Origin of the sequence: Pseudomonas sp. CCC4.1 (assembly GCF_035019225.1) — a bacterium.
Classification (GTDB): Bacteria; Pseudomonadota; Gammaproteobacteria; order Pseudomonadales; family Pseudomonadaceae; genus Aquipseudomonas; species Aquipseudomonas bubulae.
In genome coordinates, this window is the sequence record NZ_JASJWL010000006.1 from 64,891 (window position 1) to 80,087 (window position 15,197).

10 protein-coding genes are annotated in these 15,197 nt (G+C 59.5%); 9 read left to right on the forward strand and 1 reads right to left on the reverse strand.

Annotation, left to right across the window (positions count from 1 at the left end; genetic code table 11):
- Nucleotides 1–67: 67 nt before the first annotated feature.
- From QN377_RS04155 to QN377_RS04165, 3 genes are all read left to right on the forward strand, one after another.
- A complete protein-coding gene (locus QN377_RS04155) occupies nucleotides 68–2,104 on the forward strand; it encodes a TonB-dependent receptor (protein ID WP_138738144.1) in 2,037 nt (678 codons plus the stop codon).
- Between the two features lie 285 nt (nucleotides 2,105–2,389).
- Nucleotides 2,390–3,754: a carbohydrate porin gene (locus tag QN377_RS04160; protein WP_095001628.1), complete on the forward strand. Its 1,365-nt coding sequence runs from the start codon at nucleotides 2,390–2,392 to the stop codon at nucleotides 3,752–3,754.
- A 131-nt stretch (nucleotides 3,755–3,885) separates the two neighbouring features.
- Nucleotides 3,886–6,303 carry a glucose/quinate/shikimate family membrane-bound PQQ-dependent dehydrogenase gene (locus QN377_RS04165; protein WP_095018354.1) on the forward strand — a complete coding sequence of 806 codons (2,418 nt, stop codon included), beginning with the start codon at nucleotides 3,886–3,888 and terminating at the stop codon, nucleotides 6,301–6,303.
- Between the two features lie 65 nt (nucleotides 6,304–6,368).
- On the opposite strand, the gene QN377_RS04170 is transcribed toward QN377_RS04165, so the two are convergent.
- Nucleotides 6,369–8,711, reverse strand: a complete 2,343-nt coding sequence (locus QN377_RS04170; protein WP_095018353.1) for a putative bifunctional diguanylate cyclase/phosphodiesterase — start codon at nucleotides 8,709–8,711, stop codon at nucleotides 6,369–6,371.
- Nucleotides 8,712–9,171: 460 nt separating this feature from the next.
- On the opposite strand from QN377_RS04170, the gene lon reads away from it, so the two are divergent.
- The 6 genes from lon to cmoB all read left to right on the forward strand — a co-directional run bounded on the left by lon (nucleotide 9,172) and on the right by cmoB (nucleotide 15,192).
- Nucleotides 9,172–11,601, forward strand: coding sequence for an endopeptidase La (lon, locus tag QN377_RS04175; protein WP_322213436.1), 2,430 nt, complete (start codon nucleotides 9,172–9,174; stop codon nucleotides 11,599–11,601).
- A gap of 210 nt (nucleotides 11,602–11,811) precedes the next feature.
- The gene (locus tag QN377_RS04180; protein ID WP_095001438.1) at nucleotides 11,812–12,306 is read left to right on the forward strand and encodes a hypothetical protein; all 495 of its coding nucleotides are present in this window, start codon (nucleotides 11,812–11,814) and stop codon (nucleotides 12,304–12,306) included.
- 75 nt (nucleotides 12,307–12,381) lie between these two features.
- The gene (locus QN377_RS04185) at nucleotides 12,382–12,774 is read left to right on the forward strand and encodes a protease inhibitor I42 family protein (protein ID WP_088379088.1); all 393 of its coding nucleotides are present in this window, start codon (nucleotides 12,382–12,384) and stop codon (nucleotides 12,772–12,774) included.
- A gap of 1 nt (nucleotide 12,775) precedes the next feature.
- Complete coding sequence (locus QN377_RS04190; RefSeq protein WP_095020385.1) at nucleotides 12,776–13,411, forward strand: lysoplasmalogenase; 636 nt, start codon at nucleotides 12,776–12,778, stop codon at nucleotides 13,409–13,411.
- Between the two features lie 84 nt (nucleotides 13,412–13,495).
- Complete coding sequence (cmoA, locus tag QN377_RS04195) at nucleotides 13,496–14,239, forward strand: carboxy-S-adenosyl-L-methionine synthase CmoA (RefSeq protein ID WP_095018350.1); 744 nt, start codon at nucleotides 13,496–13,498, stop codon at nucleotides 14,237–14,239.
- Nucleotides 14,236–15,192 (forward strand): tRNA 5-methoxyuridine(34)/uridine 5-oxyacetic acid(34) synthase CmoB, encoded by a 957-nt coding sequence (cmoB, locus tag QN377_RS04200; RefSeq protein WP_095018349.1) that lies wholly within the window; start codon nucleotides 14,236–14,238, stop codon nucleotides 15,190–15,192. The genes cmoA and cmoB overlap by 4 nt, the downstream gene beginning before the upstream one ends.
- The last annotated feature ends 5 nt before the right edge of the window (nucleotides 15,193–15,197 follow it).

A 15,197-nucleotide genomic window follows, 5' to 3' on the forward strand; every position in this document is an offset into this window, starting at 1 on the left:
ACTATACCTATCCAGTCAAAGAGCGCTCAGCGTCGCTTTCTTTCGTCACCCTGCCAAGGAACTTGTAATGTCCTCCCCTGCACTCCCGCGTCACTTGCGTCGCCTTCGTCTAACGCCGCTCGCCACCGCACTGCTGCTCGCCTCCCCGGCCTACGCCCTCGATCTGCCCCAGCAAGTCATTACCGGCAACCCCTTGGGCAACACCCAGCTGGCCTCACCCACAACGGTACTGGAAGGCGATGACCTGACCCTTAATCAGCAAGGCAGCCTGGGCGAAACCCTCAGCAAACAACCCGGCGTGTCTTCGTCCTACTTCGGCCCGGGCGCTAGCCGACCGATCATTCGCGGCCTGGATGGCGACCGTATTCGCATCTTGCGCAACGGCGTCGGCGCTCTGGATGCCTCATCGCTGTCTTATGACCACGCGGTACCGCTGGACCCGGTCAACGTCGAACGAATCGAAATTGTTCGCGGCCCTGCCGCCCTGTTGTACGGCGGCAACGCCATCGGCGGCGTGGTCAACACCTTCGACAACCGTATCCCCACTACCGCCATCGACGGCATTCACGGGGCAGGCGAACTGCGCTACGGCGGTGCCGACACCACCCGCAGCAGCGCGGGCAAGCTGGAAGCCGGTGATGGCACCTTCGCCCTGCATCTGGATGCCAACGCCCGCGAGTTCAACGACCTGAAAATCCCCGGCTATGCCCGCAGCCGTCATGCCCCCGAAAGCGAAGACGGTGACGAGAAAAAAGGCCGTCTGGGTAACAGCAATGGCCGGCAGGACGGCGGTGCCGTGGGCGGTTCCTACACCTGGGAAGATGGTTACGCAGGCTTGTCGTACAGCACTTACGACGCCAACTACGGCTCACCGGCCGAGCAGGACGTACGCATCCGCATGAAGCAGGATCACTACGCCTTTGCCTCCGAAATCCGCAACCTGCAAGGCCCGTTCAGCTCGCTGAAAATAGATGCCGGCTACACCGATTACGAGCACCGCGAAATCGAGGGCGGCGAAGTCGGCACCACGTTCAAGAACAAGGGCTACGAAGCCCGCGTTGAAGCCCGCCATGTACCGATCGGCCCGGTTGAGGGTGTCATTGGCGCACAGGTCAATCGCAACGAATTTTCGGCCCTTGGTGAAGAAGCTTTCGTACCGCAAACCGACACCAACAGCGGCGCCCTGTTTGTGCTTGAAGAACTGCAGGCCACCGAGCGCCTCAAACTGAGCCTCGGCGGGCGCCTTGAGCGCACCGTGGTCGACCCGGACGCCAAGGGCAATGAGCGCTTTGCTGCGGCGGACCGTTCAAGGAGCTTCACGGCGGGCAGCCTGTCTTCAGGCGCCGTGTTCACCCTCACCCCGATCTGGTCGCTGGCGGCCACCCTGGGCTACACCGAACGCGCACCAACGTTCTACGAGCTGTACGCCAATGGCGCCCACGTCGCTACCGGCACCTATGAAGTAGGTAACGCCAATCTGTCGAAGGAAAAAGCCGTATCCAGCGACCTGGCCCTGCGCTTCGACAATGGCACCCACAATGGCAGCATCGGGGTGTTCTACAGCCACTTCTCCAATTACATCGGTCTGCTGGGTACAGGTCGTACACTGAACGACGAAGGCGAGCCAGACGCCGACGGCATTCCGGAATACACCTATTCCGGGGTGAGGGCGCGTTTCACCGGCTTTGAGGCCAAGGATCACTGGAAGCTCGGAGAAAGTGCCTATGGCAAGTTTGCACTGGAACTGTCGGGCGACTACACCCGCGCCACCAACCTCGACACCGGCGAAGCCTTGCCGCGGATTGCCCCGCTGCGCCTGAGCAGCGGCTTGCTGTGGGAAATGGACCGCTGGCAAGCGCGGGTTGACGTCGAACATGCCAGCAATCAGGGCCGTGTGCCGGCCAACGAATCGGGCACTGATGGCTACACCACTCTGGGCGCCAGTGCCGGTTATCACTTCGATGTGGGCAGCAGCCAGTGGCTGGCGTTTGTCAAAGGCGACAACCTGACCAACCAGACCGTGCGTTATGCCAGTTCTATTTTACGTGACATAGCCCCCGCACCGGGGCGCGGTATCGAGGTAGGCCTGCGCACCACGTTCTAAGCTGCACAGCAGTAAATACGCGGCCTCCAATCAAGTCGGGGCGCGACAAAAGAGCCCTGGGACGAACCGTCGCAGCACACTGTTACTGAATCAGAAATGATCCATGTCACTTAAAGTGCTGTTTCTAAACGTTTCGGGGCTTTATCATTTCCGCATAAAGGGCTGAAACGATTCATTCCGCCCTTAACTCTGAAGTGTCAGCCCTGCCCTCAAAGACAGCGCTACCCACTGCCACAGCCATACCTATAAAGACTCGCATCTCGACCTATGTCCACATTCCTGAATATGCGCAAACACAGCGCGCTGCTTCCTGTTGCCGGGCAAAAAGCTCTGGCTTTGATCGGCGGCATTACCGCTCTGGGCCTGGCTACTTGCGTGCAGGCGGCCCCCGCCTTTGACGCTGACTCCAAGTGGATGCTCGGCGATTGGGGTGGTACCCGTAGCGAACTGGAAAAGCAGGGTTACTCCTTTTCCCTCGACTATGTAGGCGAAGTCGGCTCCAACCTGCACGGCGGCTATGACCATGACCGCACGGCGCGCTACAGCGACCAGTTCGGCCTGGGCACGCACCTGGACCTGCAAAAGATCCTGGGCTGGGACGACGCTGAATTTCAGCTGACCATCACCCATCGCAGCGGCAACAACATCAGCAATGACCGCATCAACGATCCACGGGTGGGCGGTTTCACTTCGGCCCAGGAAGTCTGGGGCCGTGGCCAGACCACGCGCCTGACGCAAATGTGGTACCAGCAGAAATTCTTTGACCAGAAGCTCGACATCAAAGTCGGCCGCTTTGGTCAGGGCGAAGATTTCAACTCGTTCCCTTGCGATTTCCAGAACCTGGCGTTCTGCGGCTCACAGGTGGGCAACTGGGCCGGCAGCATCTGGTACAACTGGCCCGTCAGCCAGTGGGCCCTGCGGGTCAAGTATCACCTGACCCCCGAGTTGTACGCACAGGTCGGTGCCTATGAGCAAAACCCGTCCAACCTGGATCGCGGCAACGGCTTCAAGCTCAGCGGCAGCGGCACCCAGGGCGCAGTACTGCCGATCGAACTGGTGTGGACGCCAAAAATTAATGGCCTGCCAGGGGAATACCGCGCGGGTTACTACTACAGTAATGCCAAGGCAACAGATGCTTACAAAGATGCCAACGGCCAGCCAGCAGCCTTGACCGGTGAAGCGTATCGCAGCAGTTCAAGCAAACACGGGATGTGGCTGGGTGTGCAACAACAGCTCACTACCCGCGCCAGCGACCAGTCGAGGGGCTTGAGTGTGTTTGCCAATGCCACTATGCACGACAAGAAAACCAATGCCGTGGACAACTACGTCCAGGCTGGCGTCGTCTACAAAGGCGTGTTCGATGCCCGTCCCAAGGACGATATCGGCTTTGCCATGGCGCGCGTTCACGTCAACCCGGCTTATCGCAAGAACGCCCAGGCCACTAACCAGGCCCGCGCCATCTACGATTTCGACAACCCGGACTACCTGCCTCCCCAGGACACTGAATACAGCGCCGAGCTGTACTACGGCATCCACGTCACCAACTGGCTGACCGTTCGACCGAACCTGCAGTACATCCGCCACCCGGGCGGCGTCAGCCAGCTGGATGACGCACTGATTGGCGGTCTGAAAATTCAAAGTGCGTTCTGACAAACGGACTGCAACAACAACCTTGAAGGTTGTGATCGAACACCTATTTAGCTGATTCACTCCCGCGTCGGTTCGTCCCTTAAAGACCCCACCCTCGCGGGAACACCTCAAACGCAACGGAGAACCACACTATGAGCACTGAAGGTGCTTTCAGTCGAAGCCGCCTGCTACCGAGCCTTCTCGGTATCTTGCTGCTGCTAATGGGCCTGGCCATGTTGGCCGGGGGTATCAAACTGGTCACGCTGGGCGGGTCGTGGTACTACCTGCTGGCCGGGATCGGTTTTGGCTTGTCGGGCGCACTGCTGATTGCCGGGCGCCGCGCAGCACTGACCCTGTACGCACTGGTACTGTTCGCCAGCACCGTATGGGCACTGATGGAAGTCGGTCTGGACTGGTGGCAACTGGTGCCACGCCTGGCCATGTGGTTCGCCATCGGTATCGTCCTGCTGCTGCCATGGTTCCGTCGCCCTGTCCTGCGCGGTCAGTCGGCACCGGTTGCCACCGGCGCACTGAGCGTTGCCGTAGTGCTGGCCGGTCTGGCTGCACTGGCCAGCCAGTTCACCAGCCCGGGTGAAATCAAAGGCCAACTGGACCGTGATGCCGTACCTGGCATGACCAACGCTGCACCGGCCATGCCCGATGGTGACTGGCAGTCCTACGGTCGTACCGCCTTTGGTGACCGTTACTCGCCGCTGAAAGAAATCACCCCGCAAAATGCCCACAAGCTGGTACCAGCCTGGACATTCCGCACCGGTGACATCCCTGGTGAAGGCGATCCCGGCGAAACAACCGCCGAGAACACCCCACTGAAAGTCAACGGCATGCTGTATGTGTGTACCCCGCACAGCCAGGTCATAGCCCTTGACCCGGATACCGGTAAGGAAATCTGGCGTTACGATCCGAAGATCAGCACTCAGAACGCTGAAAACTTCAAAGGCTGGGCACACATGACCTGCCGCGGCGTGACTTATCACGACGAAAACGCCTACGCCAAAGTCAGCACTGAACAAAGCGCTGCCGAGCCTGCTGCTGCTACATCCAGCAACTCGTGCCCGCGCCGCCTGTTCCTGCCGACTGCCGACACCCGTCTGATCGCCCTGAACGCCGACACCGGTAAAGTGTGCGAAGACTTCGGCACCAATGGCGCGGTAGACCTGCGTCACAACATCGGTACCTTTGCTCCGGGTGGTTACTACTCCACCTCGCCACCTGCCGTGACCAAAGATCTGGTCGTGATTGGCGGCCACGTGACCGACAACATTTCCAACGACGAGCCATCGGGCGTGATCCGTGCGTACGACGTACGTACCGGCAAGCTGGTATGGAACTGGGACAGCGGCAACCCGGAGAAAACCACTCCGATTGCTGAAGGCGAAACCTACACCCGTAACTCGCCAAACATGTGGTCGATGTTCGCTGTCGACGAAGACCTCGGCATGCTGTACCTGCCGATGGGCAACCAGACGCCTGACCAATATGGTGGCGACCGTACCGAAGATTCCGAGCGTTATGCCGCTGGCATCACCGCCCTGGACATCAACACCGGTAAAGTCCGCTGGTACCGTCCGCTTACTCACCATGACCTGTGGGACATGGACGTAGGTGGTCAACCAACCCTGATGGACCTGAAAACCGCCGATGGCGTGAAACCGGCCCTGCTGGCTTCCACCAAACAAGGCAGCATCTACGTGATGGACCGTCGCACTGGCGAAGCCATTGTGCCGATCACCGAGGTTCCGGCCCCGGGCGGCGCTGTTGAAGGTGACCACACTGCACCGACACAGCCACGTTCTGACCTGAACATGATTCCTCCGGTCTTGACCGAACGCGACATGTGGGGCGTAACCCCATTCGACCAGATGCTGTGCCGGATCAACTTCAAGTCCCTGCGCTATGACGGCATGTACACCCCGCCATCGCTGCAAGGCTCGATCGTGTATCCAGGCAACTTCGGCGTGTTTGACTGGGGTGGCATTTCGGTTGACCCGGTTCGCCAGATTGCCTTCCTGAACCCGAGCTACATGGCGTTCACCTCCAAGCTGGTTCCGCAGGCCGACGTGGCTGCAATGGGCCCGCGCAAAGGCGAAACCTCCGGCGTTCAACCGAACAAAGGCGCACCTTACGGCGTGATCCTGGAGCCACTGTTGTCGCCACTGGGCCTGCCTTGCCAGGCACCGGCGTGGGGTTATGTTGCTGCAGTCGACCTGACCAACAACGAAGTGATCTGGAAACACAAAAACGGCACCGTGCGTGACAGCTCGCCGGTACCGATCCCGTTGTCCATGGGTGTTCCAAGCCTGGGCGGGACCTTCACCACCGCAGGTGGTGTGGCCTTCCTGAGCGGTACCCTTGACCAGTACCTGCGTGCTTACGACGTAAGCAACGGTAAAGTACTGTGGGAAGGTCGCCTGCCTGCTGGCGGCCAGACCACCCCGATGACCTACACCGGCAAGGACGGCACTCAATATGTGCTGGTCATGGCGGGCGGTCACGGCGGCCTGGGCACCAAAAAAGGTGACTATGTAATGGCGTTCAAACTGGCTGAGTAAGATTTACAGCTGGTATTGAAAAAGGCGGCTATCGAGAGATAGCCGCCTTTTTTGTGAGCCCGGTTTTAAACCGTTGCCCGCAATTTCCACACCCAGGCCTCGAACGCCACGGCCTCCATTGGCCGACTGATCAGATAGCCCTGGGCCGTATCACAGTGCCAGCGCTCGAGCAGTTCAAGGGTATGCTGATACTCCACGCCTTCAGCCACCACCTTGAGCCCCAGGTTGTGGCTCATTTCGATGGTCGAACGCACGATCACCGCGTCCTCGCTGGTTTCGTCCAGGTTGCGGATAAACGATTGATCGATTTTCAGCTCTTGCACCGGCAAGCGCTTGAGATGCGCCAGCGACGAGTAACCGGTGCCAAAGTCATCCACCGACAAGCTGATCCCGCCGTCACGCAACTTTTCCAGCACGTTGAGCGAGTGTTCGGGGTCGCGCATGGCCGTGCTTTCGGTGATTTCGAATATCAGTTGCTCAGCCGACAACTGATAACGCTTGAGCAGGCGCTCGACAGTCATCAACAGATTTTCACCGTGCAAATCCTCCGCCGAGATATTCAGCGACAGCTGCATATGCAGGCCCTTGCGGTTCCACGCGGACAACTGACGGATACCTTCCTCGATGACCCAGCCCGTCAGCAGGAACATGCTGCCCGTGCGCTCAGCCAGTGGAATAAATTCCGCCGGCGAGACCATGCCCAGTTCCGGGTGTTGCCAGCGCAACAGCGCTTCAGCCTGGCGTACATGGCCACTGCGGATATCCATTTTGGGCTGATAATACAGCTGCAACTGGCCATCGCTGGCGGCACTGCGCAAGTCCCGGATCAGCTGGATTTGCCGTTGGTGGGCGAGGTCACGGTCCTGCTGATACACCTGCAAATAACCCGGCAAGGCGGCGGCATCCCGGCATGCAATCGCAGCACGGCTGATCAGTTCTTCAGCGCTCTGCCCATTGAGCGGGTAGATCGCAATGCCCATGCAGACTTCCAGCAACACCTCGTGCCCATCAATGCTCAGCGGACGCTTGAGCAATGCGTACAACCTGTCAGCCAGCGCAACACCCACATCGACCTGGGTGCTTTCAAGCAGTAACAAGAACTCGTTGCCGGTGATGCGTGCTGCCGTATCGCGCTCACGCAGAGCGTCGAGCATCACGCGGGCGGACTCACGCATGATCCGCTCCCCACCCTCGGGGCCGAAGCTCTCATTGATCACACGATAATTTTCGATCCCCAGGTAAATCAGCACCACGCCGCGCCTTGCGCTGATGGCACTGCCCAGGCGTTCCATGGCCAGGGCGCGGTTGGGCAAACCGGTAAGCGGGTCGTGCAGGGCGTTATGTGCCAGTTGCTGCTCGCGCACGGCAATCCCGCTTTGCATGGCATTGATCGCCTTGGCCAGAAACCCCAGTTCGTCCCTGCGTGTAAGCTCCACCGGCGTTTCGTAGTTGCCCCGGCCAATGCGCTGCGCAGCCTCCGCCAACAGGCTGACCGGCCGCGAAACCGCCCGCGCCAGCCACAAGGCGCCGAGCAATGAAGCCAGCAAAGCCCCCAGGGATATCCATAGAAACTTGCGATCCAGCGAGTCGAATGCCTGCATCGTCTGATCCAGCGGGCTTTGCAGCACCGCCATGACTTGGCCGTTGCCCGGGTCACCGGAGTTGGCGAGTTGCAGCATCTGGCCAAGAAAGCGCCGGCCGTGGAATTCGCTGAAATGGATTGTCGAGCCCGGCGTATGCTCCTGCACGAATTCAATAATGCTGGCGCTCATGAAGTCCGGCTGCGTGCTGCTCAGTATTCCGCTTTCGCCTGGCTTGACCGTCATAAACGACACTTCAAGGTTGCTCAGGGAGCTCAATTCATGGGCAAACACGTCGTCCATCGGCATCCCCGAGACCACGCGCACCACAGGCAAAGGGCCCAGCACCACCCCTTGCACCAGCATGTACGGGCGCCCTGCCAGGATGCCGATGACCATGGTCTGGGTGTTGCGACGGGCCAGCCGCAGAGCCTTGGCATAAGGAAATGCCTGCCCCGCTGGCAGGCCCTTGAGGGTGCTGGTGATGATATTGCCGTCCAGATCCAGCACAAACAGCTCACTGCCATGCAGGCTCGCCTCGAACTCCTGCAGGGCGTGCTCTATCAGCGAGGGGCTGCCTTTGATCGTCGCCTCACGGAAATCCGAGTCATTGGTCAGCCAGTTGAGGCCGTACTGGATACGCCGCCAGCGCAGATCCATAAAGCGCTCGAACACCCGGGTTCCGGTCTTGAGCTGCTCTTGCGCCTGATCGCTGGCCACGGTAATGGTCACGGCTTTAACGGCGAAGTACACCGCACCGATCACCAACAGCAGGAGCAAGGCAAGAAACAGGCTGATACGCGCCTGAAAACTGTTGCGCAACTTCATGCTGCGCCCTCAATCCATTGAGTGAATGCCAATGGCCACATAAGCGCTCCCGCGACTTCCTTGAAAAAGCCATACCGGTGGCCTTCCAATCCATCTTTGTTGTTATGGATCCAACTGCTGCAGACAGAAGATCACCCATTAATTTCGGGCCGTCTACTGTCAAGTTGTTGGCGACAAAGGCCTAGCGCACGGGGGTTTGACGGATTATTTCTTCAATCGACGTGCAAGCAGTTGTTCTGCCGCCGAGGAAGGCGTGAGGCTGGGTTTGATTGCGAAGCGACCATGAAATACGGGCACGAGAATGACCTGATCGTCGGTCAAGCTCCCACAGTTGAATATTCCCTGTACCCGCCTATCCGTCTACGGGGTTTCTTCTCCTTACACATGAAAATCTGTTCACCATTGAAACCACTGGCACCGCGCCCCATCTAACATCCATACCCAATTGCGCAGGTGCCCCATGAGCGACCAGCAAGAGTTTCCGGACAACACCACTGAGTACACCGATGTAGAACACACTGAATCCGAACACCATCCACATTCTGGAGGGACTGAATTGGCATTGCCGGAGCAGAATCTGCCGGACAAGGTTTACATCATTCCGATTCACAATCGGCCGTTCTTCCCGGCACAAGTGCTGCCGGTCATCGTCAATGAAGAACCCTGGGCCGAGACCCTGGAACTGGTCAGCAAATCCCCCCATCACTCCCTGGCGCTGTTTTTTGTCGACACGCCCCCTGATGACCCTCGCCACTTCGACACCAAAAGCCTGCCGGAATACGGCACCCTGGTGAAGGTGCATCACGCCAGCCGCGAAAACGGCAAGTTGCAGTTTGTGGCCCAGGGCCTGAGCCGCGTGCGTATCAGCATGTGGCTCAAGCATCACCGTCCGCCGTATCTGGTTGAGGTCGAGTACCCGCAGCAGCCCAAGGAGCCCACCGACGAGGTGAAGGCCTACGGCATGGCGCTGATCAATGCGATCAAGGAGCTGCTGCCGCTCAACCCGCTGTACAGCGAAGAGCTGAAAAACTACCTCAATCGTTTTAGCCCGAATGATCCGTCGCCGCTGACCGATTTCGCAGCGGCCCTGACGTCTGCCACCGGCAACGAGCTGCAACAGGTGCTCGATTGCGTGCCGATGCTCAAACGCATGGAAAAAGTGCTGCCCATGCTGCGCAAGGAGGTCGAGGTAGCGCGGCTGCAAAAAGAGATTTCAGCCGAAGTTAACCTTAAGATCGGCGAACATCAGCGCGAATTCTTCCTCAAGGAACAGCTCAAGGTCATCCAGCAGGAGCTCGGGCTGACCAAGGATGATCGCAGCGCCGATATCGAACAGTTCAAGCAGCGCCTTGAAGGCAAGACCCTGCCGGCCCAGGCGCAAAAGCGCATTGATGACGAGATCAACAAACTGTCGATCCTGGAAACCGGGTCGCCGGAATACGCCGTGACCCGTAACTACCTGGACTGGGCGTCGTCGGTGCCCTGGGGCGTGCTGGGTGAAGACAAGCTCGACCTCAAGCACGCCCGCAAGGTGCTCGACGCCCATCATGCCGGCCTTGATGACATCAAGGATCGCATCCTCGAATTCCTCGCCGTCGGGGCCTACAAAGGCTCGGTCAGCGGTTCGATCGTACTGCTGGTCGGCCCGCCGGGCGTGGGCAAAACCAGTATCGGCAAGTCGATCGCCGAGTCCCTGGGCCGCCCGTTCTACCGTTTCAGCGTCGGCGGCATGCGCGACGAGGCCGAGATCAAGGGCCATCGCCGCACCTACATCGGCGCCCAGCCGGGCAAACTGGTGCAGGCACTGAAAGATGTTGAAGTAATGAACCCGGTGATCATGCTCGACGAAATCGACAAGATGGGCCAGAGCTTCCAGGGCGACCCCGCTTCGGCCTTGCTGGAAACCCTCGACCCGGAACAGAACGTCGACTTCCTCGACCATTACCTCGACCTGCGCCTCGATCTGTCCAAAGTGCTGTTTGTATGTACCGCCAACACCCTGGACTCGATCCCCGGCCCGTTGCTCGATCGTATGGAAGTGATTCGCCTCTCGGGTTACATCACGGAAGAAAAAGTCGCGATCGCCAAGCGTCATCTGTGGCCAAAACAGCTCGAAAAAGCAGGCGTGGCCAAAGACAAACTGAGCATCAGCGACAGCGCCCTGCGCGCGGTGATTGACGGTTATGCCCGCGAAGCCGGGGTGCGCCAGCTGGAAAAACAACTGGGCAAACTGGTACGCAAGGCCGTGGTCAAGCTGCTGGCAGACCCCAAAGCCGTGATCAAGATCGGCCCCAAAGACCTTGAAGCTTCACTGGGCATGCCGGTGTTCCGTAACGAACAGGTCATCAGCGGTACCGGGGTGATTACCGGCCTGGCCTGGACCAGCATGGGCGGAGCGACGCTGCCGATCGAGGCAACACGTATTCACACCCTCAATCGCGGCTTCAAGCTGACCGGGCAACTGGGTGAAGTGATGAAAGAGTCGGCTGAAATCGCCTACAGCTACATCAGCTCAAACCTGAAGCAATTTGGCGGCGATCCGAAGTTCTTCGATGAAGCTTTTGTCCACCTGCATGTGCCTGAAGGGGCCACGCCCAAAGATGGCCCCAGCGCAGGCGTGACCATGGCCAGCGCCCTGCTGTCGCTGGCTCGCAATCAGCAGCCGAAAAAAGGCATCGCCATGACCGGCGAATTGACCCTGACCGGGCATGTGTTGCCGATTGGCGGCGTGCGCGAAAAAGTAATTGCGGCGCGCAGGCAAAAAATCAACGAACTGATTCTGCCCGAACCGAACCGCGGGCATTTCGAAGAGCTGCCCGATTATCTGAAGGAAGGCATCACCGTACACTTTGCCAAGCGCTTTACCGATGTGGCCAAGGTGCTGTTTTAAAACCGTTTGTAGGCCCTGACTTGCCTGCGATTGCCTCACTGCTCCCAATCAGGCAAGTCGGGCTTAAAGCAACACAGTTCGCATATTGGATCCAAAATTCCTCGCAAGTCGCGTACTAGACACGTCTACTGTCATTTATGACAGTAGACGGTTGTTCATTTCCCATCCTTAATAGAGCCAATTCCCACAAAAATAATGCAGGAAAAGAATATGGCACTTCATCATCCTGTATATGAGAACCCGGATGTCCTGAGGCTCAAGGAGTCAGGACAAAAAATCTTCAACCCCAGAACCCGGGGAGAACTCAAGGCCGAACTGCTGGATCGTCCCGCGTTTACCGCGCAGGAAATGACCTTTGCCAGCAGCCAGAAAAAAATCGTCATTACCGGTGAGTTCGATGACTTTGGCTCAACCGCTTATCGCGCGGTTGCGTTCACCCTGGATATCAATATCCAGTCGGGTATCTACCGGTTCCAAAAAGACGAACACGGCCCCATCCTGTCCATGTCCTACATCGAGTGCGTTGAAATCGATGGCCGCCAGGTGTATCACTTGAATCAGGCCGATGTCGGCACCCTGCACCTGAGCGTGGTCGAGAGTTGCTACAGCGCCCGGCTGTTCACCATGGAAGGCCTGGACCACAACAGCAACAGCATGGAGATGTGCGGCGAATTCAGCATCAGCCCGCCCCACGCCTCTTTCTGATCGGCAGGCGACGAATGGCGCAGCTCCCTTCATGGGTTATGCTGCGCCCTTGTGTTTGCCTGACCGGAGCCTTCAATGCCCCCTGTACGCCTTATCCCCCTGCTTGGCCTCAGCCTGCTGACGGCCTGTGCCCAACAGCCTGCACACAACGTTACGCTCGAAGATCAAAGCGACTGCCCCCAGCAACTGCATGTGGGCCAGCAACTGATCCTGTCGTTGCCGAGCAACCCCACCACCGGCTACCGCTGGGCTATCCAGGACTCCGCAGGCGGCGTGCTGCGCAGCCTCGGCCCGGAGGTCTACACCAGCAGCGATAATGGCCAGTTGCTGGGCAGCGGTGGTCAATCGACATGGCGCTTTCAGGTATTTGCCCCTGGCAGCGGGCGCCTGCGCCTGACCTCTCAGCAACCGTGGGAACCCGAAGCCGAACCCGCGCAGGTGTTCGACTGCCCGATTACGGTGAACTGATATGGCGTGGCTGATCCTTGCGATCATGGGAGCTGTCACCTACCTCTATGGCGTCAGCACGCACGCCATGGTGCTGTGCCTGCTGACCAAGCCCGTACCGGTACTGGCATTGCTCGGCTGGCTGCACAGCGGGCCTGTCAGCCCCTATCGACACTGGATCAGCATAGGCCTGGGGTTTTCCCTGCTGGGCGACATTCTGCTGGCCTGGCCACAGGACCTGTTTGTATTTGGCCTTGGGGCGTTTTTGTTTGCCCACCTGGCCTATCTCAAGGCCTACCTGGTGGACTGCCGCCGCGCAGCCGTGCCGGCCTTGATCCTGGCACTGCTTGCCGGTGGCAGCTTGTTGAGTGTCATGGCCAGCCAGGGCCTGGGGGATTTGCTGGTGCCCGTGGGCGTCTACGCCCTGGCCATCAGCGCCATGCTCTGGCGCGCCCTCGCCCGCCTCGGCAGCGGCGTACCGAAACACTCGGCCTGGCTGGCAGCCGCCGGGGCGCTGGCGTTTGTGGTCTCGGACAGCCTGATCGGCATCGATCGCTTTGTGCAACCGTTCAGCGCCGCGCCCTATCTGATCATCCTCAGTTACTGGCTGGGCCAGTGGGGCATTGCCGCCTCGGTGTTTTCCCAGGGCAAACGCTGAACGCTTTATCAGACAGACCGCGCATCCCGGCGCCAACTTGGCTAAAATGCCGCCCCTTTTGAAAATTCCACCGCCGGAACCGCCGTGAGCAAAGAACCCGACCGTATTTTCGCCCAGCCCCTGACCCAGGTGCCGGACTTCGCCTTCAACGAAGACGTTGTGCGGGTGTTCCCGGACATGATCAAACGCTCGGTGCCCGGCTACCCGACCATTGTCGAGAACCTTGGCGTGCTCGCCGCCCAGTTCGCCCGGCCCGACAGCGTACTGTACGACCTGGGTTGCTCACTGGGCGCCGTCACCCAGGCCCTGCGCCGCCATGTGCGCACTGAAGGCTGCAAGGTGATTGCGGTGGACAATTCGGCGGCAATGGTCGAGCGCTGCCGCGAGTACCTCAATGGGCAGAACTCGATGTTTCAGGAGCTGCTGCCGGTCGAGGTCATCGAAGGCGATATCCTGGCCCTGGCGTTCGAGCCGGCTTCGGTGGTGGCGCTGAACTTCACCCTGCAATTCATCGCTCCAGAAGAGCGCCTGGCGCTGCTGGGCCGTATCCGCCAGTCGCTGCTGCCTGGCGGTGCCCTGATCCTTTCTGAAAAGCTGCGTTTCAGCGACCCCGAAGAGCACGGGCTGCTGACTGATCTGCATGTGGCGTTCAAGCGCGCCAACGGCTACAGCGATCTGGAGATCGCACAAAAGCGCAGCGCCATCGAAAACGTCATGAAGCCCGACAGCCTCGAAGAACACCGCGAACGCCTGCTGGCGGCCGGGTTCTCGAAAGTCGTGCCGTGGTTCCAGTGTCTTAACTTTGCCTCGTTGATTGCCTTGCCATGATTGATCTGTCCCCACTTGCCCGGCGTCTGGCCGGCACTCCATTGGCTGAATGGGCCAACACCCTGCAAGCCCAGCTCGACGTCAAGATGGAGAAAGGCCACGGCGACCTGGAGCGCTGGCAAAGCGCGCTGGATGCCTTGCCCGACGTCAAGCCGAGCGAAATCGACCTGTTGAACGGCCTGACCCTGGACACCGACTGCGACGACGCCACCCGTGCACAGATGCGCGAAGCCCTGATGGGCCTGTCACCGTGGCGCAAAGGCCCGTTCGACCTGTTTGGCGTTCACGTCGATACCGAGTGGCACTCGGACTGGAAATGGTCGCGGGTCGCGCCGCATGTCGACCTCAAGGGCAAGCGCATCCTCGATGTGGGCTGCGGCAACGGCTACTACATGTGGCGCATGCTCGGCGCAGGCGCCCACAGCGTAATCGGCGTCGACCCCAACTGGCTGTTCTTCTGCCAGTTCCAGGCCGTGCAACGCTTTTTGCAGCAGGAAGCGGCGTGGCACCTGCCGTTTCCTTTCGAAGACCTGCCGCCGAACCTGGAAGGTTTCGACACTGTATTTTCCATGGGTGTGTTCTACCACCGCCGTTCGCCCATCGAGCATTTGCTGGCATTGAAAGACTGCCTGGTCAAAGGCGGCGAACTGGTGCTGGAAACCCTGGTGATCGAAGGTGACGTGAACCAGGTGCTGGTGCCGGAAGACCGCTACGCGCAGATGCGCAACGTGTGGTTCCTGCCCTCGATCCCGGCACTGGAGCGCTGGTTGCGCCGTGCCGGTTTCAGCGATGTTCGCTGCGTCGACGTGAGCGTCACCACCGTTGAAGAACAACGTGCCACCGAGTGGATGAAGTACCAGTCGTTGAGCGACTACCTGGACCCGAACGACCACAGCAAAACCATCGAAGGCCTGCCGGCGCCAATGCGGGCGGTGATTATGGCCAGGAAGTAACACAC

What these genes read in the sequence shown, in the direction of transcription:
- QN377_RS04165 (WP_095018354.1), top strand. Translation starts at nt 3,886, where the DNA reads ATGAGCACTGAAGGTGCTTTCAGTCGAAGCCGCCTGCTACCGAGCCTT.
- QN377_RS04170 (WP_095018353.1), bottom strand. Translation starts at nt 8,711, where the DNA reads ATGAAGTTGCGCAACAGTTTTCAGGCGCGTATCAGCCTGTTTCTTGCC.
- lon (WP_322213436.1), top strand. Translation starts at nt 9,172, where the DNA reads ATGAGCGACCAGCAAGAGTTTCCGGACAACACCACTGAGTACACCGAT.
- QN377_RS04155 (WP_138738144.1), top strand. Translation starts at nt 68, where the DNA reads ATGTCCTCCCCTGCACTCCCGCGTCACTTGCGTCGCCTTCGTCTAACG.
- QN377_RS04160 (WP_095001628.1), top strand. Translation starts at nt 2,390, where the DNA reads ATGCGCAAACACAGCGCGCTGCTTCCTGTTGCCGGGCAAAAAGCTCTG.
- QN377_RS04190 (WP_095020385.1), top strand. Translation starts at nt 12,776, where the DNA reads ATGGCGTGGCTGATCCTTGCGATCATGGGAGCTGTCACCTACCTCTAT.
- cmoB (WP_095018349.1), top strand. Translation starts at nt 14,236, where the DNA reads ATGATTGATCTGTCCCCACTTGCCCGGCGTCTGGCCGGCACTCCATTG.
- QN377_RS04180 (WP_095001438.1), top strand. Translation starts at nt 11,812, where the DNA reads ATGGCACTTCATCATCCTGTATATGAGAACCCGGATGTCCTGAGGCTC.
- QN377_RS04185 (WP_088379088.1), top strand. Translation starts at nt 12,382, where the DNA reads ATGCCCCCTGTACGCCTTATCCCCCTGCTTGGCCTCAGCCTGCTGACG.